Annotated in this window: 21 protein-coding genes and 1 pseudogene; 9 read left to right on the top strand and 13 right to left on the bottom strand. The window is 64.6% G+C overall.

Going from position 1 to position 23,365, the window contains the following annotated elements; genetic code table 11:
* The 4 genes and pseudogenes from TX88_RS35335 to TX88_RS24950 form a co-directional block, all read right to left on the bottom strand.
* A pseudogene (locus TX88_RS35335) lies at window positions 1–211 on the bottom strand (hypothetical protein); the annotation flags it as partial.
* Window positions 212–449: 238 nt separating this feature from the next.
* The gene (locus TX88_RS24940; protein ID WP_044520610.1) at window positions 450–1,655 is read right to left on the bottom strand and encodes a cytochrome P450; all 1,206 of its coding nucleotides are present in this window, start codon (window positions 1,653–1,655) and stop codon (window positions 450–452) included.
* Window positions 1,652–2,359, bottom strand: coding sequence for an acetoacetate decarboxylase family protein (locus tag TX88_RS24945; RefSeq protein ID WP_044521888.1), 708 nt, complete (start codon window positions 2,357–2,359; stop codon window positions 1,652–1,654). Before TX88_RS24945 ends, TX88_RS24940 begins: the two co-directional genes overlap by 4 nt.
* Window positions 2,360–2,553: 194 nt before the next feature.
* A complete protein-coding gene (locus TX88_RS24950) occupies window positions 2,554–3,585 on the bottom strand; it encodes an LLM class F420-dependent oxidoreductase (RefSeq protein WP_044520612.1) in 1,032 nt (343 codons plus the stop codon).
* Between the two features lie 58 nt (window positions 3,586–3,643).
* Here TX88_RS24950 and TX88_RS24955 point away from each other — a divergent pair, with 58 nt between their 5' ends.
* From TX88_RS24955 to TX88_RS24975, 5 genes are read left to right on the top strand one after another with little or no spacing between them, the layout of a single operon-like run.
* A complete protein-coding gene (locus tag TX88_RS24955) occupies window positions 3,644–4,654 on the top strand; it encodes a Zn-ribbon domain-containing OB-fold protein (RefSeq protein ID WP_084622111.1) in 1,011 nt (336 codons plus the stop codon).
* Window positions 4,655–4,699: 45 nt separating this feature from the next.
* Window positions 4,700–5,755 carry a thiolase family protein gene (locus TX88_RS24960; protein WP_044520617.1) on the top strand — a complete coding sequence of 352 codons (1,056 nt, stop codon included), beginning with the start codon at window positions 4,700–4,702 and terminating at the stop codon, window positions 5,753–5,755.
* A 4-nt stretch (window positions 5,756–5,759) separates the two neighbouring features.
* Entirely contained in the window at window positions 5,760–6,944 is a 1,185-nt protein-coding gene (locus TX88_RS24965) for a thiolase family protein (protein ID WP_044520619.1), read from the top strand.
* 37 nt (window positions 6,945–6,981) lie between these two features.
* Window positions 6,982–7,860 carry a TIGR03619 family F420-dependent LLM class oxidoreductase gene (locus tag TX88_RS24970; protein WP_044520620.1) on the top strand — a complete coding sequence of 293 codons (879 nt, stop codon included), beginning with the start codon at window positions 6,982–6,984 and terminating at the stop codon, window positions 7,858–7,860.
* A gap of 1 nt (window position 7,861) precedes the next feature.
* Window positions 7,862–8,281, top strand: coding sequence for a nuclear transport factor 2 family protein (locus tag TX88_RS24975; RefSeq protein ID WP_044520622.1), 420 nt, complete (start codon window positions 7,862–7,864; stop codon window positions 8,279–8,281).
* Here the strand turns inward: TX88_RS24975 and TX88_RS24980 are convergent.
* Entirely contained in the window at window positions 8,278–8,802 is a 525-nt protein-coding gene (locus tag TX88_RS24980) for a gamma carbonic anhydrase family protein (RefSeq protein WP_044521892.1), read from the bottom strand. The genes TX88_RS24975 and TX88_RS24980 overlap by 4 nt on opposite strands.
* Window positions 8,803–8,863: 61 nt before the next feature.
* Here TX88_RS24980 and TX88_RS24985 point away from each other — a divergent pair, with 61 nt between their 5' ends.
* The 3 genes from TX88_RS24985 (at window position 8,864) to TX88_RS24995 (ending at window position 11,249) form a co-directional block, all read left to right on the top strand.
* On the top strand, window positions 8,864–9,499 hold the full coding sequence (locus tag TX88_RS24985; protein WP_044520623.1) for a hypothetical protein: 636 nt from the start codon (window positions 8,864–8,866) through the stop codon (window positions 9,497–9,499).
* Window positions 9,500–9,606: 107 nt separating this feature from the next.
* On the top strand, window positions 9,607–10,770 hold the full coding sequence (locus TX88_RS24990) for a 3-ketosteroid-9-alpha-monooxygenase, oxygenase component (protein WP_044520625.1): 1,164 nt from the start codon (window positions 9,607–9,609) through the stop codon (window positions 10,768–10,770).
* On the top strand, window positions 10,770–11,249 hold the full coding sequence (locus TX88_RS24995; RefSeq protein ID WP_044520627.1) for a hypothetical protein: 480 nt from the start codon (window positions 10,770–10,772) through the stop codon (window positions 11,247–11,249). Before TX88_RS24990 ends, TX88_RS24995 begins: the two co-directional genes overlap by 1 nt.
* Before the next feature lie 9 nt (window positions 11,250–11,258).
* Here TX88_RS24995 and TX88_RS25000 read toward each other — a convergent pair whose 3' ends face one another.
* The 4 genes from TX88_RS25000 to TX88_RS25015 form a co-directional block, all read right to left on the bottom strand.
* On the bottom strand, window positions 11,259–12,281 hold the full coding sequence (locus tag TX88_RS25000) for a TIGR03617 family F420-dependent LLM class oxidoreductase (protein WP_044521897.1): 1,023 nt from the start codon (window positions 12,279–12,281) through the stop codon (window positions 11,259–11,261).
* Between the two features lie 83 nt (window positions 12,282–12,364).
* On the bottom strand, window positions 12,365–13,513 hold the full coding sequence (locus TX88_RS25005) for a sulfotransferase family protein (RefSeq protein ID WP_044520629.1): 1,149 nt from the start codon (window positions 13,511–13,513) through the stop codon (window positions 12,365–12,367).
* On the bottom strand, window positions 13,510–14,292 hold the full coding sequence (locus tag TX88_RS25010; RefSeq protein WP_044520630.1) for an SDR family oxidoreductase: 783 nt from the start codon (window positions 14,290–14,292) through the stop codon (window positions 13,510–13,512). Before TX88_RS25010 ends, TX88_RS25005 begins: the two co-directional genes overlap by 4 nt.
* A 3-nt stretch (window positions 14,293–14,295) precedes the next feature.
* The gene (locus TX88_RS25015) at window positions 14,296–15,423 is read right to left on the bottom strand and encodes a hypothetical protein (protein WP_044521902.1); all 1,128 of its coding nucleotides are present in this window, start codon (window positions 15,421–15,423) and stop codon (window positions 14,296–14,298) included.
* Window positions 15,424–15,532: 109 nt separating this feature from the next.
* On the opposite strand from TX88_RS25015, the gene TX88_RS25020 reads away from it, so the two are divergent.
* Window positions 15,533–16,450, top strand: coding sequence for an IclR family transcriptional regulator (locus TX88_RS25020; protein ID WP_044520632.1), 918 nt, complete (start codon window positions 15,533–15,535; stop codon window positions 16,448–16,450).
* 11 nt (window positions 16,451–16,461) lie between these two features.
* On the opposite strand, the gene TX88_RS25025 is transcribed toward TX88_RS25020, so the two are convergent.
* The 4 genes from TX88_RS25025 to TX88_RS25040 form a co-directional block, all read right to left on the bottom strand.
* Window positions 16,462–16,785 (bottom strand): hemophore-related protein, encoded by a 324-nt coding sequence (locus TX88_RS25025; RefSeq protein ID WP_044520634.1) that lies wholly within the window; start codon window positions 16,783–16,785, stop codon window positions 16,462–16,464.
* 135 nt (window positions 16,786–16,920) lie between these two features.
* The gene (locus tag TX88_RS25030; protein WP_044520637.1) at window positions 16,921–19,755 is read right to left on the bottom strand and encodes an MMPL/RND family transporter; all 2,835 of its coding nucleotides are present in this window, start codon (window positions 19,753–19,755) and stop codon (window positions 16,921–16,923) included.
* A 35-nt stretch (window positions 19,756–19,790) separates the two neighbouring features.
* Window positions 19,791–22,673 (bottom strand): MMPL/RND family transporter, encoded by a 2,883-nt coding sequence (locus tag TX88_RS25035; protein WP_044520639.1) that lies wholly within the window; start codon window positions 22,671–22,673, stop codon window positions 19,791–19,793.
* Window positions 22,670–23,089: an MmpS family transport accessory protein gene (locus TX88_RS25040; protein ID WP_044521906.1), complete on the bottom strand. Its 420-nt coding sequence runs from the start codon at window positions 23,087–23,089 to the stop codon at window positions 22,670–22,672. The genes TX88_RS25035 and TX88_RS25040 overlap by 4 nt, the downstream gene beginning before the upstream one ends.
* Between the last annotated feature and the right edge of the window lie 276 nt (window positions 23,090–23,365).

A 23,365-nucleotide genomic window follows, 5' to 3' on the forward strand; every position in this document is an offset into this window, starting at 1 on the left:
GAGGGGGCGGAGGCGGTGGTCCCCAGAACGGCGGGGGCGGCGGAGGAGGCGGCGGGCCCCACGGCCGCAACGGCGGGGCGGGCATCGAGGACAGTGGGGCCGGTCCCCCGGCCTGCAGGCTCGTCGGCGCCGGGAGCGGCGCCGCACCGGCCTGGCCTGCAATTCCGATTGCTCCGGCCAGCAGCGCCCCACCCAGCACCACTCCACTCATCACAGTTCGCCCAGTCAAATGTCGTGCCATCACATGCACCCTTCAATCGTCTCGTCATATCCCCCGATATCGCGAGGCTATCTAATTAGATGGGCTATGCGAAACCTGTGAAGGACCTTGCACAGCGAACACTTAACCAAGACATAGGGATACACAGAGACACCCATCGGCGAGTGTGGACCCACTGCGAAGAATCGGGCGGTTTCTCGCAGTGGATCCACACTCGCGCGAACTCCAGTTAGGTGCCCAGCGGAGCCGTCGGGGTGAAGACGACCGGCATGGCCTCCGGCCCGCTGACGAAGTTGGCCGGGCGCAGCGGCACGTGCGCGCCGTCGGCCAGCCGCAGGTCCGGCAGGCGCTGCAACAGCCGGGACACCATGAGCCGCAGTTCCAGTCGAGCCAGCTGATTGCCCAGGCAGAAGTGTGTCCCGAAACCGAATGCCAAGTGGCTGTTGGGGTTCCGGTCGATCCGGAACTCATCCGGGTTCTCGAACACCGTTTCGTCGAAATTGGCCGCTTCGAACATCAGCATGATCTTCTCGCCGGCCTTCAACTCGGTGCCGTGGAACGTGGTGTCGGCGGTCAGGGTGCGGCACATGTTCTTCACCGGCGAGGTCCAGCGCAGCATCTCCTCGATCGCGCCGGGGAGTTTCTCCGGATCAGCCACCAACGCATCCCACTGATCACGGTGGCGCAGAAGCTGTTCCACCCCACCGGAGAGGGTGTGCCGGGTGGTCTCATCCCCACCGATGAGGATCAGCAGCGTCTCCATGACGATCTCGTCGTCGGTCATCCGCTGGCCCTCGACCTCGGCGTTGACCAGGATCGAGAACAGGTCGTCCGTCGGGTTGGCCCGCCGCTTCTTGATCTCCTCCATGGTGAAAGCCGTGTAGGCGGCGAAGGTTTCCATCAGCTTCTGGATCACGGTCTCGTCGACGTGCGAGGACAGCCCGCACACCAGGTCGTCAGACCACTTCAGCAGCATGTCGCGCTCCTGGGGCAACACCCCGAGCATGTCGCCGATGACCGCCATCGGCAGCGGCGCGGCGATATCGCGCACGAAGTCGCATTCCCCGCGTTCACACACCGCATCGATCAGGGTGTCGCACAGCTTCTCGATCGAGGGCACCTTGTCCATCACGCGCTTGCGAGTGAAGCCGGAGTTGACCAGCTTGCGGCGCAACACATGTGCGGGATCGTCCATGTCGATCATGTACGGCATGCCGGGCTGGTCGGGCCGGATCCCACCGGTGGACGAGAACAGCTCGGGGTTCCGCTCAGCGTCGAGCAAGGCCTGATAGGTGGCGGCCGCGGCCAGTCCGTTGCGATCGCGGAACACGGGCTCGTTGGCCCGCATCCATCGGTAGGCCTCCCGCGCGCCACCGTCGGCATAGAAAGTGCCGTTGGTGAGGTCCACATCGGGCTTGAGCAGGACTTGGGTCACGAAATCTCCTTGGCGTCAGCAAACGTCATCTGCACATTGCGGACCGAACTGGACAGCAACGCCCGTTTGGGCAGGCCCAGGGCCGCAAGTTCTTTGGCATACGGGTGGTCCCCGAGCCGGATCCGGACCCCGCCCGGTCGGTACCGCACGCCGGAAAGCCGCATCTGGCCTTCGGTTTCGCGCAGGACGCCGTCGAGGTGGGAAAAGGTGGACTGCACCTGGGGTTTGGCGGTGAACGCCGACGGCACCGGCAGGCCGGGCTTGAAGTCCATACCCACCGCGAGCCGGCCGTCGATGCTCACGTCGAAGCCGAACGGCCTACCGTCGCGGACCCCGGCCCCATTGTCCGCACCGCGGACGGTGAAGTCCGCCAGGACTTTCGGATAGCCCCAGATCTGCCGGCCGGCCTGCAAGGTGAACTCACCGTCGACCGGAAGGTGGTGCACGAACGCACCCGCCGAGCCGAGGCCACGCAGGCCTGATTCCGCCGACCCGGGCCGGTTCACCATGACATTGGTGCCGTACTCCAGGTACGGACCCAGATCACCGTCGATGTAGTGCATCAGCATCAACACGACCATCGCGCGGTTCGGCCGGTGCCGGTACACGCGCAGGCCGCTGTAGTCGATCATGCGCTGCGCGGCGTCGGCATCGACCGAATACATCGCCATGTGCTGTTCGGCGGCACGGATCTGCACCGGCATCGTCAACACGGTGCCGAGCACAGAGTGTTGCGAGGGTCCCGAAGCGGGCGCGCTGTGACTCACGCCATAAATCTAGAACCTCGAGTAGACAGGTTGCAACAAAGTGTCTACTCATCGGGAGCGAACAGACGCGGACGTACCCGAAAACGCGCTTTCACGGGTACCGGCGCGTCTGCTCGCGGCTGGAGACAGGCCTACACGAGGGCGGCGAGATCCTTGATCTGCTCGACGGAGCGGGCGCCGACGACCATCATGGTCACGCCCGAGGCCTCCCAGGCCTTGATCTGCTCCTTGACGTAGTCGAGGTTGCCGACGATCGCGGAATCATCGACCAATTCGTCGGGAATGACCTTGGCCGCTTCATCTTTGCGGTCACTGCGGAACAGCTTGGTCACGTCGTCGACGACCTCGGCATAACCCATCCGGCGGTACACGTCGGCGTGGAAGTTGGTGCCCTCGGCGCCCATCCCGCCCATGTAGAGAGCGAGGTGGGGCTTCATCAGCTCCATGATCGCGGGCCGGTCGTCGGTGACCACGACCTGCGCGGTGGCGCAGATCTCGAAGGTCTCCCGGGTGTTCCGCGCGCCGGGGCGGGCGAAGCCCTCGTCAAGCCATTCGTTGTACATACCGGCGATGCGCGGCGAGTAGAAGATGGGCAGCCAACCGTCGGCGATCTCGGCAGCCAGGGCGACGTTCTTGGGCCCCTCGGCACCCAGCATCACCGGGATGTCGGCACGCAGCGGATGAGTTATGGGCTTGAGGTTCTTGCCAAGGCCGGTGGTGCCCTCGCCCGTCAGGGGCAGCGGGTAGTGCGGGCCGTCGCTGTGCACCGGGGCCTCGCGCGCCCAGACCTGACGAAGGATGTCGATGTACTCGCGGGTGCGGGCCAGCGGCTTCGGGAACTTCGCGCCGTACCAGCCCTCGACCACCTGCGGCCCGGATACACCGAGGCCGAGGATGTGCCGGCCGCCGGAGAGGTGATCCAGCGTCAGCGCGGCCATCGCGCACGCGGTAGGGGTACGGGCGGACAACTGAATGACCGAGGTACCCAGCCGCATGCGGGTGGTCTCCCGCCCCCACCAGGCCAGCGGGGTGTACGCGTCCGAGCCCCAGGCCTCTGCGGTGAAGACGGTGTCGAAGCCCTCCGCCTCTGCGGCGGCGACGAGTTCGGCGTGGTTGGTCGGCGGCTGGGCGCCCCAGTATCCGAGTTGAAGACCCAACTTCATTAGCTCGCCTTTCCACACACGGTTGAAACCATTCTTAGAACCTGTTCTACTCGATGCTGTGACCACAGGCCAAAGCAGCCCGGTGCAGATCGACAAGCATGAGCGGCCCCTCTCGGCGCCGCTGAAGCTCTCATTCGACTACACCCGTTCAGTCGGACCGCTCCTGTCCCAGTTCTTCACCGCACTGCGCGACCGACGCATCGTCGGCGTACGCGGGTCGGATGGTCGGGTGCACGTACCACCCGCTGAGTATGACCCGGTCACCTACGCGGCTCTGACCGAGGTCGTGCCCGTCAGCGCGGTCGGCACGGTGCAGTCCTGGACCTGGCAGTCGACCCCCCTGGAGGGGCAGCCGTTGGACCGGCCGTTCGCCTGGGCGCTGATCAAACTCGACGGCGCCGACACCGCGCTGCTGCATGCCGTTGATGTTGGAGCTGCCTCCTCCATCAAAAGTGGCGACCGCGTGCATGCGCACTGGATCGACGAGCCGGTCGGCGCGATCACCGATATCGCCTATTTCGTGCCCGGCGATGAAGAGGAAGCCACCCCGGCCTCCGGTGCCGATGATCGCGAGCCGATCACGGTGCAGGTGACCCCCAGCTTCATCGAGATCCAGCACACCGCATCGCTGCCCGAGACCACGTTCCTCAAGGCTCTCCAAGAAGGCAAGCTGCTCGGCGGCCGGACCAAGAAGAGCCGCGACGGCAAGCCCGGCAAGGTCTACTTCCCGCCGAAGGAAGCCGATCCCGCGACCGGTCTGGAGCTCGACGAGTTCATCGAGCTGCCGGACCAGGGCACGGTCACCACGTTCGCGATCATCAACATCCCGTTCCCCGGCCAGCGCATCAAGCCGCCCTATGTCGCGGCGTACGTGCTGCTCGACGGCGCCGACATCCCGTTCTTGCACCTGGTGACCGAGATCGACCCGGCGGACGTGCGGATGGGTATGCGCGTGCAGGCCGTGTGGAAGCCCCGCGAGGAATGGGGCTTGGGTATCGACAACATCGACTACTTCAAGCCCACCGGCGAACCCGATGCCGATTACGACTCCTACAAGCACCACCTGTGAGGTGCCCGCCGATGAGCGCTTGCGCGAAGAGCAAAGGACTTGAGCATGACTGATATCGCAGTGGTGGGCTTCGCGCACGCGCCCCACGTCCGCCGCACCGACGGCACCACCAACGGCGTCGAGATGCTGATGCCGTGTTTCCACAAGCTCTACGAAGAACTCGGCCTCAAGCAGACCGATATCGGATTCTGGTGCTCCGGATCGTCGGATTACCTTGCCGGCCGCGCATTTTCGTTCATCTCCGCGATCGACTCGATCGGCGCCATCCCGCCCATCAACGAGTCGCACGTCGAGATGGACGCGGCCTGGGCCTTGTACGAGGCCTACATCAAGTTGCTGACCGGCCAGGTGGAAACCGCGCTGGTGTACGGCTTCGGCAAGTCGTCCGCCGGCACCTTGCGCCGGGTTCTGGCGTTGCAGACCGACCCCTACACCGTGGGGCCGCTCTGGCCGGACTCGGTGTCGATGGCGGGCCTGCAGGCGCGGGCCGGCCTGGATGCCGGCAAGTGGACCGCCGAACAGATGGCTCAGGTGGCGCTGGATTCCTACGCCGCAGGCGGACGAACCGATCGCGAACAGGTCACCGGGTCCATCGACGAGCTGCTGGCCCGGCCGTACTTCGCCGATCCCCTGCGCCGTCACGACATCGCCCCGATCACCGACGGCGCGTCCGCGATCGTGTTGGCCGCCGGCGACAAGGCCCGCGAACTCCGTGAAAACCCGGCCTGGATCACCGGTTTCGAGCATCGGATCGAGACACCGATCCTGGGCGCCCGGGACCTGACCACCTCACCCTCGACCGCTGCGTCGGCCAAGGCGGCCACCGGTGGTGACGTGGGCTCCATCGACATCGCGGAGATCTACGCCCCGTTCACCCATCAGCAGCTGATCCTCACCGAGGCGATCGGGCTGGGCTCGTCGACGAAGGTCAATCCGTCGGGCGGCGCCCTTGCCGCCAACCCGATGTTCTCGGCCGGACTGGAACGCATCGGTTTCGCCGCGCAGCACATCTTCGACGGTTCCGCGCAGCGCGTCCTGGCGCATGCCACGAGCGGCCCTGCACTGCAACAGAATCTCGTCGCCGTCCTGGAAGGGAAATAAAATCGTGGCAGGACAGCTCGCCGCGGTGCTGGGCACCGGGCAGACGAAGTACGTGGCCAAGCGGCACGACGTGTCGATGAACGGTCTGGTCCGCGAGGCCATCGACCGTGCGCTGGCGGATTCCGGTTCGACGTTCGACGACATCGACGCCGTCGTGGTGGGCAAGGCGCCCGACTTCTTCGAAGGCGTCATGATGCCCGAGCTGTTCATGGCCGATGCCACGGGCGCGACGAACAAGCCGTTGATCCGGGTGCACACCGCCGGATCCGTGGGTGGTTCGACGGCGATCGTGGCGGCCAGCCTGGTGCAGTCCGGTAAGTACAAGCGCGTCCTGACGATGGCGTGGGAGAAGCAGTCGGAATCGAACGCCATGTGGGCGTTGAGCATTCCGGTGCCGTTCACCAAGCCGGTCGGCGCCGGTGCCGGCGGGTACTTCGCACCGCACGTGCGTGCCTACATCCGCCGGTCGGGCGCGCCCAACCACATCGGCGCCATGGTGGCGGTCAAGGACCGGCTCAACGGCGCGAAGAATCCACTGGCGCATCTGCACCAGCCGGACATCACGGTCGAGAAGGTGATGTCCTCCCCGATGCTGTGGGATCCGATCCGTTACGACGAGACCTGCCCGTCGTCCGACGGCGCGGCGGCCATGGTGATCGGCAATGAAGAGGCAGCGGAGGCACACCTGTCGAACGGGCATCCCGTCGCCTGGATCCACGCCACCGCGCTGCGCACCGAACCGCTGGCCTACGCCGGCCGCGATCAGGTCAACCCGCAGGCCAGCCGGGATGCCGCCGCAGCGTTGTGGAAGGCAGCCGGCATCACGAGCCCCATCGACGAGATCGATGCCGCCGAGGTGTACGTGCCCTTCTCCTGGTACGAACCGATGTGGCTGGAGAGCCTCGGTTTTGCCGCCGAGGGCGAGGGCTGGAAGCTCACCGAGGCCGGCGAGACGGCCATCGGCGGGAAGATCCCGTTCAACGCCTCCGGCGGTGTGCTGAGCTCGAACCCGATCGGCGCGTCGGGCATGATCCGGTTCGCCGAATCGGCGATCCAGGTGATGGGCAAGGCCGGCGACCACCAGGTCGAGGGTGCCCGCAAGGCACTGGGCCACGCCTATGGCGGTGGCGCGCAGTACTACTCCATGTGGGTGGTGGGCGCTGACAAGCCAGGTAAGCCGGCGTCATGACGCGGCCGACGAGCGCTTGCGCGAGGAGCCATCGATGATGAAGTACACCCTCAGCGTGGCCATGGGCCCGCTGGAGCATCTGACCGGATTGGCCCGCACCGCAGAGGAAGTCGGGTTCGATTCGATCGCGCTGCCCGACTCGCTGTTCTACATGGAGAAGCAGGCCGCCGACTATCCGTACACCCCGGACGGTTCGCGGATGTGGAACGCCGAGACCCCGTGGGTTGATCCGCTGATCGCGGCGGCGTCGATGGGTGCGGCGACCTCGACGCTGCGGTTCTACACCAACGTCATGAAGCTCGGGTCTCGCAACCCGCTGCTGCTGGCCCGCCAGGTCGGCTCGGTGTCCAACCTGACCAACAACCGGTTCGGGTTCGGCGTCGGGATCGGCTGGGCACCAGAGGAATTCGAATGGTGTGGGGTTCCGTTCGCCAAGCGCGGGGCACGCGTCGACGAGATGATCGAGGTGCTCAAGCTCGTGCTCGGCGGCGGCATGGTCGAGTTCCACGGCGAGTTCTACGATTTCGAGCGTCTGCAGATGAGCCCGGCGCCGTCCGAGCCCGTGCCGTTCTACGTCGGCGGGCACACGCCGGTGGCACTCAAGCGCGCCGCTCGCGTGGGTGACGGCTGGACCAGCGCGATGATGACCTGTGCACAGCTGGCCGAGACCGTGACGGCGATCAACAAGCTGCGGAGCGAATACGGCCGGGCCGATGAGCCGTTCGAGTTCCAGTCGGTGTGTATCGACAAGTTCGATGTCGACGGGCACCGCCAGCTGGCCGAGGCCGGTATCACCGACAACATCGTCATCCCGTGGATGCTCGAGGGTCTGGGCTTCGACGCTCCGTTGGAGAAGAAGCAGGATTCGCTCAAGCGGTTCGCCGACACCTACATCCACTCGGGCTGGCAGGACTGACATGGCCGTCACCGATCCTCAACATCCGGCGCACCTGGCGGGCAAGCGATCCCGGGATGCGGTTGCCGCCCGGGACAAGCAGACCTGGCTGGAGAATTTCGCCGACGACGCGATCGTGCAGGACCCCATCGGGCCGTCGTTCTTCGATCCCGAGGGCAATGGCCACCGGGGCAAGGAAGCCATTGCGGCGTTCTGGGACAAGGCCATCGCCCCGACCGACAACCTCGAGTTCAACTTCGTCGACACGTTCCAGTGCGGCGACGAGGAAGCCAACGTCGGCAGCATCGTCACCACGATGGGCGGACACCGCATCACCACTCCGGGAGTCTTCACCTACCGCGTGAATGACGCAGGACAGCTGGTGGCGTTGCGGGCCTACTGGGAAGTGGACCGCGCGAGCGCCGAGAAGATCGAAAGCTAGAGCTCGGCGAGCCCCGTCAGGTAGCGCTGGGCCAGCTCCCGGTACGCCGCCGGGTTGGTCCGCACCCACGTCTGTGCGCCGGTGCCCGCGATGGGTCCCCGGATCTTCGCGGGTGCACCGGTGACCAAGACCTCGTCGGGAATCTTGGTGCCCCCGACCACCAGGGAATGCGCGGCGATCAGGCTGCGCCGGCCGATCACCGCCCCGTCGAGCACCGTGCAGTGGTTGGCGATCAGCGCCTCCTCGCCGACGTGTGCGCCGTGTACGACACACATGTGGGCGACCGTCGCGCCCGGTCCGATGTCGACCGGTATCCCCGGTGGCGCGTGCAGCACCGAACCGTCCTGGACGTTGGCCCCCTCGCGGATGACGATGGGGGCGAAGTCACCTCGCAGCACCGTGTTGAACCACACCGAGGCACCGGCCTCGACCGTCACGTTGCCGATCAATGTTGCCGTCGGGGCCACAAACGCGCTTGGGTCCACCACGGGCGCCCGGCCCTCGAACGAATACAGCGGCATCGTCCACATATACCGCAGGAAACCGGCCGCGGCGCAGCGACGCGTACCCTGAACAGTAACTATGTCGCTCACGACAACCAATCACCCCAGGTTCTTGATCACCATCGGTCTTGCCGCGGCCGTCGTCGGCACGGCGGTCGCATGCTCCCCGGCCGGCGATTCGCCGAGTACGCCGTGGGTTGCCACACCGTCCACGTCGACATCGGCGGCGGCCCCGAAGTCGCCGAAATCGCAGGCGTCCGACTACAGCCATCTGCTGCTGCAGGCCGAGGATGTCAGCATTCCACCGGACTCGTTCACGGCCCGGTCGAGCAACGTCAACCCCGACGGTCAGTCCGGGGCAAGCGCGCTGTTCGTCAACGCCGACGACACCAGGGCAATCGCCGACACGATCCTGATCTACCCGGATGCGGAGACCGCGGCGGCAACGCTCAAGCAGGCCTCCGCGGCGGTGAGCACCATGGTGACCGGTGGACAGCCGCAGCCGGTGCCGGTGGGTTCGAACGGCACCGTCATCTCGGGGACCGCACCTGACGGCAAGAAGGCCGTGACGCTGCTGATGTACACCCAGGGCCGCGCGGTGGTGCGGCTGGAATTCGACAGCAACCCGGACGATCCGGTGTCTCCGCAGACCGTGGCCAGTGTCGGCCGAATGCAACAGATCGCGCTGAGAATAGGCCTTCCGGAGCGGGAGTAACCCCCGCTCACAACGGGTATGCCGCAGGTCACGCCTCAATTATTGCCATGAGGGCTCCAAAAACTGTAACGTGTTCTAGTTAAGAGCACCGATACGGGAGGCCCACCGTGACTACCGAAACTGCCGGCATCAGAGAGATCGACACCGGCGCCCTGCCAGACCGCTATGCGCGGGGTTGGCACTGCCTGGGACCGGTCAAGGGTTTCCTTGACGGTCAGCCACACTCTGTCGAGATATTCGGCACCAAGCTGGTGGTGTTCGCGGACTCGGAAGGGTCCCTGAAAGTTCTTGATGGCTACTGCCGGCACATGGGTGGCGACCTGTCGCAGGGAACCATCAAGGGCGACACCGTGGCCTGCCCGTTCCACGACTGGCGCTGGGGCGGTGACGGCAAGTGCAAGTTGGTCCCCTACGCCAAGCGCACCCCGCGACTCGCGCGCACCCGTGCCTGGCACACCGACGTGCGCGGTGGCCTGCTGTTCGTCTGGCACGACCACGAGGGCAATGACCCGCAGCCCGAGGTTCAGATCCCGGAGATTCCCGAGGCCGCCAGCGACGAGTGGACCGAGTGGCAGTGGAACTCGATGCTGATCGAGGGCAGCAACTGCCGCGAGATCATCGACAACGTCACCGACATGGCGCACTTCTTCTACATCCACTTCGGCCTGCCGACGTACTTCAAGAACGTCTTCGAAGGCCACATCGCCTCGCAGTACCTGCACAACGTCGGACGTCAGGACATCGGCGGCATGGGCACCCAGTACGGCGAGTCGCACCTGGATTCCGAAGCCTCCTACTTCGGGCCGTCCTTCATGATCAACTGGCTGCACAACAACTACAGCGGCTACAAGGCCGAGTCGATCCTGATCAACTGCCACTACCCGGTGAGCCAGGACGCCTTCATGCTGCAGTGGGGCGTCATCGTCGAAAAGCCCAAGGGCATGGACGACAAGACCACCCAGAAGCTGGCCAACGCGATGACGGACGGTGTCAGCCAGGGCTTCCTGCAGGACGTGGAGATCTGGAAGCACAAGACCCGCATCGACAACCCGTTGCTGGTCGAGGAGGACGGCGCCGTCTACCAGATGCGCCGCTGGTACCAGCAGTTCTACGTCGACGTCGCGGACATCACGCCCGACATGACCGACCGCTTCGAGATGGAGATCGACACCACCGCGGCCAATGAGAAGTGGCATGTGGAGGTCGAGGAGAACTTGAAGGTCCAGGCCGAGGAGAAGGCGGCCGAGAAAGAAACGGCACAGTCCAGCTGATGACGACACGCAACGAGCGGAGCCAGGCGCCGGACGTCGACGACCTGGCCCGCTCGATGCTGCTGCTGCATGGCGCACATGACGACGACGATCATCACGCCGGCAGCAACCCCGAGGGTTCGTCTCCCGGATCGTGGGCCAAGGCACCGAGTTTCGCGTCCGATCCGCAGCGTGCCGCCGCTGTCCGCGAATCCAGCGCGCGCGACCGCGAGCGCTACCTGACCTCAGGCCTGGTGTCGGTCGACTGCCGGTTCTGCCATGTCGCGGTTCAGGTGAAAAAGCTCAGCGCAGAACACACTTCGGTGCAGTGGAATTCCGAAGCCGTGCGACGCTGCGCGACATTCGAGGAGATCCGTTCCACCGGAGGAGATCCGGCCCGGGCGCGGTCATGCCCTCGGCTGACCGACAGCATCAAGCATGCCGTCGCCGAAGGGTGCCTGGAAGAGGTGTCCTCCGCGCCCTCCCCCGGCGACGGCTAGTTCACTCGGTTAGTTCGCCGTCTGCAGTTCGGCCACGCAGGCACCCAACGACTCGTCGTCATCCCCGTCGCCCAGCGGCGGCAACACGATGCCGTCGGCCACATCGCCGAATCTTGTCTTCAGCAACACCGGGATCTCGTCGTGACGCCCGCAGACCACCAGCTCGTCCAGAATGGAATCGGTCAACACCGAAGGTAATTCGTCCCACAGCTCGGTCCGCACCAGCGAACGCAGCCGCTCCTGGAGGTCGGCCAGGCCACGCCGGGCCAGACCGGTCGCATACGCGGGCGTGGAATACAGGAATGCCAACATCCGGCGCTGCCGTTCCCGTTCCCCGGCCACCGCCTCATCGGTGCGGCCGGTGGCGATCGCCGTCGAGGCGACCACGAGCGGTTCGTCTGCCCTGCCCGAAGTCTCGGCGCCCCGCGCCAGCGCCGGACGCACCACGTCATGCAGGTAACCAGGGTCCGAGTTGGTCGAGTGCGTGACGATCCCGCGCGCGACGCCGCCCGCGAGTTCGCACATACCGGCATTCACCGCACCCAGCCAGATCGGCGGGCGTACCGCGTCGCTGGGGCCGGGGTTGAAGTACGGCTGCATCCGGGTCAGCCGGTAGTTGTCACTCTCGAAATGCACTGTGTCCCCGGTTCGGAACGCGTCGAACAGGGCGTCCAGCGCACCCACGTAGTCCCTGAGCCGGGTGATCGGATCGCTCCACGGCATGCCGTAGCGGTCGCGGATGTTCTGCTTGATCTGCGTGCCCAGGCCCAGTTCGAACCGCCCACCGGAGAGCACTGACAGATCCCAGGCCGTGTACGCCGTCAGCGTGGGACTGCGCACGAATGCCAGGGTCACGGCGGTACGCACGGTGATGCGCGACGTGTGTTCGAGTGCCAGGAGCGAGACTGCGAGGGAGTCGTGCACGGTCTCGGCGACGTGCAGGCCGTCACAGCCCAGGCGCTCGGCCCGCCGCGCGTAGTCCGGGGTGGCGGTCAGCGGCTTACGCGGGTCGAGCGCCAGATAGACCTTCATGATCATTTCCCTCCCGCGAGCAGACGCGAATGTACCCGGAAATGCTGGTTTCCGGGTACATTCACGTCTGCTCGCGGGGGTTTTTACAGCCCCTTGAACCGCTCCTTGACCGTCTCGGCGGACAATCCGTAGTCGGCCAGCGAGTAGGTGTGCTTCGGTGCGCGGGGCCCCTGCTTGCTGGCATTGTGACTGTCGACCATCGCCTGCCGTGCGGCGTCGGTGAAGTCCAGCCCGAACGTCCGGTAGATGCCTTCGACCGCGCCGATCGGGTCCTCGACGAACTCGAAGTAGTCCACGTCGCAGAACTGAGCCGGATCATGCTTGGCCCGTTCGGTATTGAACAATTCCAGCCCGCGCGACCAGGTTTCCATGGAGTCTTCGCCGATCACGTTTCCGGTGAACGTGTTGGACCAGCCCTCGGTCGTGTGCTGCGCCAGCGAGCACATCGAGGCCATGATGGTCTCGGCCGGTCGGTGGCACTGGACCACCAATGCGTCCGGATACGTCGCGAACAGCGCGTCGAGGGCGAACAGGTGACTGGGGTTCTTGAGCACCCAACGCTTTTCGGGCTCGTTGAGGCCGATCAGCTGCAGGTTCTTCCGGTGCCGCGCATACGGCTTGGTCCAGTCCTGACGGGCCAGCCACTGCGCGTAGGTCGGTACATGGGCCAGCGTCTCGTAGGACACCGAGTGCAACGACTGGCGGAGCAACTGCCAGCATTCCTCGACCTCGTCGGCGGTCATGTAGTGCAGGCCTGTGTAATCCGGGTTCTCTTCGTGCGCCTTCTTGAACCGGGCGTCGAGCGCGCTGAAGACCGGGTCGTCCGGCCAGGTTTCCCGCGGCGGCCGCGGCTGCGGGAACTCCGCCAGCCACATCTCCAAACCCTGGTGCATCGGGTCCGCGGTCAGCAACCGGTGGATCACCGTGGTCCCGGTGCGCGGCAGGCCGGTGACGAAGATCGGCCGCTCGATCGGCACGTCGACATGCTGCGGGTACTGCTTGAACGCGGCTTCCGAGACGAGGCGGGCCACCAGTGCGTTCCTGGTGAAGAACCGCTGCATCTTGCTGCCGAGCTCGGTCAGATCGGCGTCGCGCTGGTAGGAGTCCAGCAGCACCCCGAGCGCTTCGGTGTAGTTGTCGTCGTCGGTACCGAAATCGTCCAGACCGCAGGCCTTCACCGCCGAGGCATGCAGATCCTCGACGGTACCCACGTTGGTCCGCGGGGAACTCATGCTTTGTATTCTCCGCAGTTCACATCGAGGGTCTGGCCGGTGATGCCACTGGACAGATCGCTGGCCATGAACAGGATGGCCGAGGCCACCTCGTCCTCGGTCGGCAGCCGCTTGAGATCGGACCCGGCCGCCGACGCGTTGTAGATCTGTTCCACGGTGGTGCCGTACTTCTGCGCCTGGTGGTTGAAGTACCCCTCCAGAGTTTCACCCCAGATGTAGCCGGGCAGCACCGAGTTGACCCGGATGCCCTTCTCCCCCAGCTCGGTGGCGAGGGTCTGGGACATGGCCAGCAGGGCCGACTTGGCCATCTTGTAGGCGCCGTACTTGGCCTGCGAGTGCCGCATGACCATCGAATTGACATTTACCACTGAGCCTTTGGCGGCTTCCAGGGCTGGTGTGAAGCCCTGGGTCATGCGCAGTGCGCCGAACACGGTCAGCTCGATCGCATCCCGCATGTGCTCGAAGGTGGTGTTCGCGAACGGCTTCATGGATGGCACCCGAAACGCGTTGTTGATCAACACGTCAGCCTTGCCGTACTCCTCCATCGTGCGGGCCACCACGTTGGCGACCTGTTCCTCGTCGGTGATGTCGGTACCCACCGCGAGAGCGCGACGGCCCAGTGCCGTCACCTCTTTGGCCACGTCCTCGAGCCGCTCCACCGTGCGGGCGGCCAACACGAGGTCGGCGCCGTTCTCCGCACATCGGCGGGCCAGTGTCGTCCCGAGCCCGGGCCCGACCCCGCTGATCACCACTACCTTGCCATCGAGCAGTCCGGCCATCGGTCAGCCCACCATCCTTTCGCCAATAAGCTTCTGACGCAGCGCGATCCGCGCCCGCCAATCGTCGTCGGAAATCTTGTTGCCCTCGAAATATGGCAGCTTCTCGGCCACGGAACCGATGCCCACCAACTCCACGGTCGGCCCGTCCCCGGCGCTCAACTCACGTGACACCCGTTGCCACCGGAACTGCAGGTAACCCTTGGCGTGCCCGAGCGTCTCGCACCAGTTGGTGATGCCGGGATTGGCGTCGGACACGACGATGCGGATCTTGCCGTCCGGATCGACCTGGGCCTGTGTGCCGTTCAGCGAGGTCTGGTGGTTGATGTAGTCCAGCGAGATGTACCAGAGGCTGCCCAGCTGGAAGCCGAGGTAGGGCGCGTCGCTGACCGGAAGCGTGATGACGATGGCCTGATCGGGCGACAGATCGTAGTGTCCGACCGATGAGTACTGGGTGGCCAGTCCGCCCGGCGTCAACCGCGGCGCGGTGAGGGTGTTGACGGGCAGGTTGTCGTAGAACCACTTCGGGAACTGCAGCCACGTCTTGACGCGCTGCACGAGTTGCTTGCCTGCAGTGGCGTAACGCTTCTCGATCAGTTCTTTGGTCAGCGGCGCCGGGGCCGTCCCCGCGGTGTCGGTGCGCGCGATCGCGAACGACCCACGCTGGGCCGCCCAGTCGTTGTACACCTCGCGGATCACCAGTTGCGACGGCGTGGCCGGGGTGAACCGCCACTCGAAGGTGCCGTCGGCGGCGATGTCGAGCTTGCGATCGTCGAACGCGGTTTCACTGTCGGGCACGTTGTCGTCGGTGTACTCACCGCCGAGGAGCTGGAAGCTCACGTCTGTGGTGGTGCCACGGCGTCCGGTGACCACGTACTCGTGGCCGGGCTGGACCCGGGTGCCGAAGTACATGGTGTCGGGATTGTCCAGACCCATCTTGGTGAACGGCCCGGTGCCGCTGTGCAGGAACGGATGATCGCGGTCGTAGTCGAACGCGACGTGGGTGCACGCCGCGATGCACCCGGCCAGGTATTGCAGACCCTCGAGGAGATCGGCCTCGGACTCGATGAAGGCAGCCTCGGTCACCAGGCGTTCAGCTTCGGCTATGGCCTCGACCAATGGTTGTGAGTACATCAGCATCTGCTCTCTCGGTCCAATATTGGACCACAGTGGTAGAGTTTCCTACCTGACACTAGAACGCGTTCCAATTCGAGTCAACGCCCGATTGCCGCCAGGAGGACGGATGTCAGACGCCGAATCGGCCGGCCGCGCTTCACCACCCACTGCCCGGGTGGTGGCCATCCTGGATTTCCTGTCCCGCCATCCGCAGGAGCGGTTCGGGCTCTCCGAGCTCACCCGCCGGGTCGGGCTGAGCAAGCCGACCTGCCTGGGGATCCTGAGCACGCTCACCGAATCGGGCTATCTGGTGTGCGAAACGGGGGACAACAGCCGGGACAAGTCGTACCGCCTCGGCCCGGCGCTCATCTCGCTCGGCCAGATGGCCCAGGAGTCGATGCGCGTCAACCCGGCGGCACGGGCGGAATTGCGCGCGCTGTCAGCCGCTTTCGACACCTCCGCGGGCCTGACCGCCGTCGTCGACGACCGGATCACCGTGCTGGAGCTGATCGGCCCACCGGGCCGGGATCCCGGGGTGAGGGTCGGGCAGAGCTATCCGTTCGCACCGCCGGTCGGACTGATGTTCGTCCTGTGGGACGACGACGCGCTGCGTGCCTGGCTGGCCAAGGTCCCGACCATTCCGTTGCGCACCGAATCCGCCCGGCTGCACCGGGTGATCGAAAGCTGCCGCGCAGACGGATATCTGGTGGAACGACTGACCCCCGGGGGCCGCAGGCTCTATGCACTGATGGCGGGAATGTCGACCAATCTGCCCGACGAACTTCGTGCGCTGCTGAGCGAGTTGGTGTCCGATATCGGCGAGCGGGTGTATCTGCGCGACGAGGGACCGGCCGGCCGGAGGCCACATGACATCAGCGTCATCTCCGCGCCGGTGTTCGACCACTACCAGCGCCAGATCATGGCGGTGTCACTGCACATCGGAACGGCATTGACAGACAAGGAGATCAGCGATCGGGCGCGTGCGCTGGTGGCGACGGCCGACGCGCTGACCAAACAGCTCGGCGGAACCAAGCCGGCGTACTGAGGGCGCTGCGCTCAGAAGTTGTTGCAGGTGTCGAAGACCGTCTGCAGCAACCCGAGGTACGGCTGGTTGGCCGGTTGAGCGGCGATCCCCTCGGCCATGCGTTGCCGTTGATCCCGCCCGGAGCCCAGGAACTGCCGCAGCACATCCTGGACCGCGGGCGACGCCCCGGCCATGGGGCTCTGCGCATTCAGTGCCCCCATCACCTGCGGATAGCTACAGGTGGTGTTGACGGCCGAATCCAGTCTGGGGTCCGCGGATGCGACACCCGCTCCGGCGGTCAACAACACCGCCAGACCGCCTACTGTGACAGCCAGTTTGACCGAATTTTGCTTCATGACGTGTAGACCTCCTCCCCCGATTTCCGGACTCTAACGCGCAAAGCATGATCACTTACGGGTTTTCGTAATTTGCTGCGCCAGACCCGGCCAGGTATTTGCCCGAGAAAACGGTTTGCGGTCGAGGCTCGAGCGTCAGGGCTCGTCAGGGCGCAAGAACAGCGACCGGACCACCGGCCGGGGAGCCGTGTCGCGCAACAGCATGCTGGCCGGCCGCTGGCGGACCTGTTGCGGCCACCAGAACCAGCGGCCCAGCAGCGCGGCGATGGACGGCGTCATGAGGGCGCGGACAACGAGAGTGTCCAACAGCAGACCGATACCGATCGTGGAACCCACCTGGCCGATGATGCGCAGATCGCTGGCCACCATCGACATCATCGTGAACGCGAACACCAGACCCGCGGCGGTCACCACCTTTCCGCTACCGCCCATGGCCCGGATGATGCCGGTGTTGATCCCGGCACCGATCTCCTCTTTCATCCGGGACACCAGCAACAAGTTGTAGTCGGAACCCACCGCCAGCAGGATGATCACCGACATGGCCAGCACCAGCCAGTGCAGATTTATGCCGAGGATGTGCTGCCAGATGAGCACCGAAAGCCCGAACGCCGCCCCGAGCGACAGCGCCACGGTGCCGACGATGACCAGGGCGGCGATCAAGCTTCGCGTGACCATCAGCATGATGACGAAAATCAGGCAGAGCGCGGCAACTCCCGCGATCAACAGGTCGTATCTCGAGCCGTCACGCATGTCCTTGAACGTCGGAGCGGTACCGGTCAGGTAGATCTTGGCGCTCTCCAGGGGAGTCAATTTGAGTGCCTCTTCGGCCGCCCTGTGTACCGCGTCCACCCGTGCAATGCCTTCGGGCGTCGCGGGATCCCCCCGGTGCGAAATGATGAAGCGGACCGACTTCCCATCCGGCGAGAAGAACAGGTTCATCGCGCGTTTGAAGTCCTTGTTCTCCAGAACTTCGGGCGGAAGGTAGAACGAGTCATCGTTTCGTGCCGCGTCGAACGCCTGCCCCATCGCGGTGGCGTCCTCGCTGACCTCGTCCATCATGGCGATGGAACCTGCCATGGTGCTGTGCATCGTGAGAATAGCGGCCCGCATCGCCTTCATGCTGTCGATCATCTTCGGGAACTGGGCGATCATCTGGGGCATGAGCACGTCGAGCTGATCGGTTTCCCGACTGAGGTCCAGTACTCCGTCGGAAACCTCATCGACTCCGTCGAGTGCGTCGAACAGGGATCGGAACGACCAGCAGAACGGGATGTCGAAGCAGTGCGGCTCCCAGTAGAAGTAATTTCGGATGGGCCGGAAGAAATCGTCGAAATCGGCGATGTGGTCGCGCAACTCGTCTGTGACCTCCGCCAGTTCCCGCGTGTCCCGGGTCATCTGATGAGTCGTGTTGCTCATTCTGAGACCCACGTTGTAGAGACGCTGGGTGATGTTGATCATCGTGGTCATATCGTCGGCCTGCTTCAACAGGTCCTTCATGCGGTTCTTCTGGAACGGCATGATCTGTTCCTGATTGGCATTCTGCAGGCTGAGCAGGAACGGGATCGAGGTCCGATCGATCGGGTTGCCCTCTGGCCGCGTTATCGCCTGCACGCGGGATATGCCGGGAACGGCGAAGATCGCCTTGGCCACCTTGTTCAGTATCAGTAGGTCTGCCGGAGTACGCATGTCGTGGTCGGACTCGAGCATGAGGACGTCGGGGGTCATGCGGGACTGCGGAAAGTGCCTCTCGGCGGCCGCATAGCCGACATTGCCGGGAATGTCGGCAGGCACGTACAGGCGGTCGTTGTAGCTGGTCTGATAGGCCGGTAGCGCCAACAAACCGATGAGCGCGATCACGCTGGCCGTGACGAGGATGGGCGCCGGCCACCGGACGATCGCCGTCGCCAATCGCCGCCACCGCCGGACGATGATCTTGCGCTTGGGCTCGAACAACCCGAATCGACCGCCGACTACAAGCGCGGCCGGCACAAGCGTGAGCGCCACCGCGACCGCGACGACCATCGCCACGGCGGTGGGAACACCCATCGTCTGGAAATACGGCAGTCGAGCGAAACTCAGACAGAAGATCGCCCCGGCAATGGTCAGGCCGGAACCCAGAACCACCTTGGCCACACTTCGATACGTGGTGTAGAAAGCGGCGTCCCGGTCCTCGCCGGCCTGACGCGCCTCCTGATAGCGCCCGAGGAAGAATATGCCGTAGTCGGTTCCTACCGCGATCCCCAGCGATACCAGCAAGTTGACCGCGAATGTCGACAGCCCGATGACCTGATGTACACCGAGTAGCGCGACCACTCCACGGGCCGCCTGAACCTGTATTCCCACCATCAGCAGAAGCAGGACCGCGGTGACGATCGAACGGTAGACGAGGAGCAGCATCGTCAGGATCACCACGAGCGACACCACGGTGATCTTGATGATGGACTTGTCTCCGGCGTGGTTCATATCCGAGACCAACGGTGCGGGGCCCGTGACGTAGGCCTTCAACCCCGGGGGTGGCGGTGTACGGTCCACGATTCCCCGGACGGCGTCCACCGACTCGTTCGCCAGCGATTCGCCTTGATTACCAGCCAGATTCAGCTGGACATAAACAGCTTTGTCGTCGGCGCTCTGGACTGCGGGCGCCGTGAGCGGATCACCCCAGTAGTCCTGCACGTGCTGCACATGGCGGGTGTCGGCTTTCAACTGCCGGATCAAATCGCTGTAGTAGCGGTGGGCTTCGTCCCCGAGAGGCTGGTCGCTCTCCAGCACGATCATTGCCACGCTGTCAGAATCGGATTCGCCGAAGCTCTTGCCCATGCGCTGCGCCGCCTGGAACGACGGGGCGTCTTGGGGAACCAGCGAGACCGAATACTGCCGCCCCACATGCTCGAGCGACGGAACGGCGAAAGTCAGTGCCGCGACGATCACGAGCCAGCCGAGGATGATCAGCACCGCCAGGCGGTGGATCATCCGCGCAATGAACGGTGGACGGTCGTTCAACGCGGTCAGCGTTCGTCGGGTTTCAGCAAGAGCGAGCGGACCAGTGGGCGAGGGCCGGTGGGCCGCAGAAGCGCGCTGGCGGGCCTCTGACGAACGTGTAGCGGCCACCAGAACCACCGGCCCAGCAGGGCGGCGATGGACGGCGTCATGAGTGCGCGCACGATCAGGGTGTCGAACAGCAGGCCGATGCCGATCGTGGAACCCACCTGACCGATGGTGCGCACGTCGCTGGCCAACAACGCAAACATGGTTGCGGCGAACACCAGACCCGCTGCGGTCACCACCTTTCCACTGCCGGCCATGGCGCGGATGATGCCGGTGTTGATACCCGCGCTGATTTCCTCCTTCATCCGGGACACCAGCAGCAGGTTGTAGTCAGAACCGACAGCCAGAAGAATGATCAGGGCGATGGCGAGCACGATCCAGTTCAACTGGATTCCGAGAATGTGCTGCCAGATGAGCACCGAAAGCCCGAACGCCGCCCCGAGCGACAGGGCGACCGTTCCGACGATCACCAAGGCCGCGACCAAGCTCCTGATCATGATGAGCATGATGATGAAGATCAGGCACAGCGCGGCGATTCCGGCGATCAGCAGGTCATAGGTCGACCCGTCTACCTGATCTTTCGCCATCGCCGAGGTGCCGGTGAGGTACAGCCTGGCGTTTTCCAAGGGCGTTCCCTTGAGGGCCTCCTCTGCCGCAGTCCTGATCGGATTGACCCGCGCAATGCCTTCGGGTGTCGCGGGATCCCCTCGCTGGGAGATCAGCAGTCGTGCAGTTTTCCCATCCGGCGACAAGAACACGTCCATGACCCGTTTGAAGTCGGCGTTCTTGAAGACAGCAGGAGGGATGTAGAAGGAATCGTCGTTCTGGGCGTCGTCGAAGGCTCTGCCCATAGCGGTTGCACCATCGGACATCTCATCCATCTGCGAGAGAATCCCCGCCATGGTGCTGCGCATCGCCAACATCATGGTCCGCGTGCTCTGCATCGTCGCGATCATGGCGGGGAACTGGGCGATCATCTGCGGCAGGAGCAGGTTGAGTTGATCGAGGTTTCCGATCAGCCGGTGCATTGTCACGGTGAGCTTGTCGACACCGTCAAGCGTCTCGAAGAGGGACTTTATCGACCAGCACAGCGGGATGTTGAAGCAGTGCGGCTCCCAGTACAGGTAATTGCGAACCGGCCGCCAGAAGTCATCGAAGTCCGCCATGTGGTCCCGCAACTCGAGCGTGACGTCTTCCAGGTCGTGTGTCTTGCCGACCAGGCTGTTGGTCGCGGTAGCGAGTTGCTGCATCAACTCGAACATGCGCTGCATCACGGCGATCGTTTTTGTGATCTCGTCGGCCTGGGCGAGCAGATCATTCATCCGGGCCTTCTGAAACGGCAAAAGCTGCAGTTGGCCCGCGTTCGAGGAACTGATGATGAACGGAATCGTCGTGTGCTTGAGGGGAACCCCCTCGGGCCGGGTCGCCGACTGCACCCGGGAAACCCCGGGAACGGACAGCACCCCTTTGGCGAGTTTGTTCAGGATCAGGAAGTCCGCCGAGTTACGCATATCGTGGTCGGCCTCGACCAATAACACGTCGGGCGATGCCGTCAGCGACTGCGTAAAGTGCCGGGCGGCAGCGTCATACCCGGCATTGGCGGGAATGTCCTTGGGCAGATACTGCTGGTCGTTATAGCCGGGCTGGTACGCGGGCAGCGCCAACAAGCCGATCAGCGATACAGCGCACGCCGCCACCAGAATGGGTGCGGGCCAGCGAACGATCGCCGTACCGATCCGGCGCCACCGACGGACGCTGATCTTGCGTTTGGGCTCGAACAGTTTGAATCGACTCCCCAGCGACAGAACCGCCGGGATCAAGGTCAGCGCAACCGCAACCGCAACCACCATGCCCAGGGCGCACGGGATACCCAGGGTCCGGAAGTAGGGCAGGCGGGTGAAGCTGAGGCAGAAAACCGCGCCGGCGATGGTCAATCCCGATGCCAGCACAACCTTGCCGACGCTGCGATAGGTGGTGTAGAAGGCGGTTTCCCGGTCCTCCCCCGCCTGGCGCGCCTCTTGATAGCGCCCGACGAAAAAGATGCCGTAGTCGGTGCCCGCCGCGATGCCGAGGGTCACCAGGAGATTGACGGCGTAGGTGGACAGACCGATGAAGCCTTGATCGCCGAGAAGTGCGACAACCCCTCGCGCCACCTGCAATTGGATTCCGACCAGGAAAAGCAGGATCACCGCCGTGAAGATCGAGCGGAAGAAGAACAGGAGCATCGCCAGGATGACCGCGAGGCTCAGACCCGTCACCAGTAGGACCGTCCGGTTGCCGCTCGCACTCAGGTCAGCGACTGTTGCCGCCGGACCGGTGACATAGGCTTTGACGCCCGGCGGCGGCGAACTCCGTTCGACGATGCCCCGGACCGCTTCGAGGGACTCGTTCGACAGTGCCTGACCGAGGTCGCCCGCGAGACCCAGCTGGACGTACACAGCCTTGTTGTCGGCGCTTTCCGCTGCCCCCGCCATCAGCGGATCGCCCCAGAAATCCTGCACGTGCTGGACGTGCGCCGGGTCTGCCTTAAGCTGACGAATCAAATCGTCGTAATACCGGTGCGCCTCGTCACCGAGGGGTTGGTCACCCTCCAGGACGATGATCGCCACGCTGTTCGACGTCGCTTCGCCGAAGTTCGTGCCCATCCGCTGGATCGCCTCGAACGACGGCGCATCGTTGGGGATCAGTGATACGGAGTGCTCTTTCTCCACCTGCTCCAGCGGGGGGACGACCGCGGCCAGGACATAGGCAATCACCAGCCAGCCGATGATGAGCGGTACCGCCAGCAGTCGGATCATCCGTGGGATGAACGGCGGTTTGGTGTTCGCGTCCCGGGTGCTCATGCGGCCTTCAGAAGGCAATAGGTGAACGCGCTTTCACCGGTCTCGACCTTCTCCGACTTGACCTCGTCATCCACAATGATGCGGCAGCCGATCCTGTTGCTATCGCCCTGCGCTATGACATTGACCATGGACGTGGCCTCGGTCATCGGGAACTTCAACGACCATGGCAGGCTCGCGCCTTCGACAAACCGCGGCTCCGCGTCGACATCGAAGTAGCTGATGTTCGCCACCGTCCCCGGTGGTCCGAACACCTCGTACACGAGTTGTTTGGGATCGTAGGGCTTTCGTTTCTCGAGCTCTGTGTCGGCGTACGCGGGCCGGGTCTGTGAGCCGAACACACCGTGCAGCCGCAGGACGGTGAATCCTCCGGCGCCGAGGACGACCAGTACCAGCAGCGGAATCCATAACCGCTTCAGAACCCCCAAAGCACGAACCCCCTGAATCCGTGGCCTAGTCCGGACAATCCAATTTGTGGAGACCGGCGATGCAGATATTCCGCCACCCATGCCATGCCGGCAACTCGAATGCGGTGCGCATCCGGGACCGGCCGTGAGCAGGGGTCACGGCATACACGCGGCACATCGAGCAGGACAATCCGGACCTGACCAGTAGAGCATTCAGGCGACCTCCATATCTGCTCATTCCCAAGGTGATACGGGATCGTAATGCATTTGGCGCGACCTCCGGCGCGG

This window comes from Mycolicibacterium septicum DSM 44393 (genome assembly GCF_000455325.1).
Taxonomy (GTDB): Bacteria; Actinomycetota; Actinomycetes; order Mycobacteriales; family Mycobacteriaceae; genus Mycobacterium; species Mycobacterium septicum.

Coding starts and splice junctions, on each gene's coding strand:
- TX88_RS24945 (WP_044521888.1), bottom strand. CDS start 2,359: ATGCCGGTGCAGATCCGTGCCGCCGAACAGCACATGGCGATGTATTCG.
- TX88_RS24950 (WP_044520612.1), bottom strand. CDS start 3,585: ATGAAGTTGGGTCTTCAACTCGGATACTGGGGCGCCCAGCCGCCGACC.
- TX88_RS24960 (WP_044520617.1), top strand. CDS start 4,700: ATGACTGATATCGCAGTGGTGGGCTTCGCGCACGCGCCCCACGTCCGC.
- TX88_RS24970 (WP_044520620.1), top strand. CDS start 6,982: ATGAAGTACACCCTCAGCGTGGCCATGGGCCCGCTGGAGCATCTGACC.
- TX88_RS24975 (WP_044520622.1), top strand. CDS start 7,862: ATGGCCGTCACCGATCCTCAACATCCGGCGCACCTGGCGGGCAAGCGA.
- TX88_RS24980 (WP_044521892.1), bottom strand. CDS start 8,802: ATGCCGCTGTATTCGTTCGAGGGCCGGGCGCCCGTGGTGGACCCAAGC.
- TX88_RS24985 (WP_044520623.1), top strand. CDS start 8,864: ATGTCGCTCACGACAACCAATCACCCCAGGTTCTTGATCACCATCGGT.
- TX88_RS24995 (WP_044520627.1), top strand. CDS start 10,770: ATGACGACACGCAACGAGCGGAGCCAGGCGCCGGACGTCGACGACCTG.
- TX88_RS25000 (WP_044521897.1), bottom strand. CDS start 12,281: ATGAAGGTCTATCTGGCGCTCGACCCGCGTAAGCCGCTGACCGCCACC.
- TX88_RS25005 (WP_044520629.1), bottom strand. CDS start 13,513: ATGAGTTCCCCGCGGACCAACGTGGGTACCGTCGAGGATCTGCATGCC.
- TX88_RS25010 (WP_044520630.1), bottom strand. CDS start 14,292: ATGGCCGGACTGCTCGATGGCAAGGTAGTGGTGATCAGCGGGGTCGGG.
- TX88_RS25015 (WP_044521902.1), bottom strand. CDS start 15,423: ATGTACTCACAACCATTGGTCGAGGCCATAGCCGAAGCTGAACGCCTG.
- TX88_RS25020 (WP_044520632.1), top strand. CDS start 15,533: ATGTCAGACGCCGAATCGGCCGGCCGCGCTTCACCACCCACTGCCCGG.
- TX88_RS25025 (WP_044520634.1), bottom strand. CDS start 16,785: ATGAAGCAAAATTCGGTCAAACTGGCTGTCACAGTAGGCGGTCTGGCG.
- TX88_RS25030 (WP_044520637.1), bottom strand. CDS start 19,755: ATGATCCACCGCCTGGCGGTGCTGATCATCCTCGGCTGGCTCGTGATC.
- TX88_RS25035 (WP_044520639.1), bottom strand. CDS start 22,673: ATGAGCACCCGGGACGCGAACACCAAACCGCCGTTCATCCCACGGATG.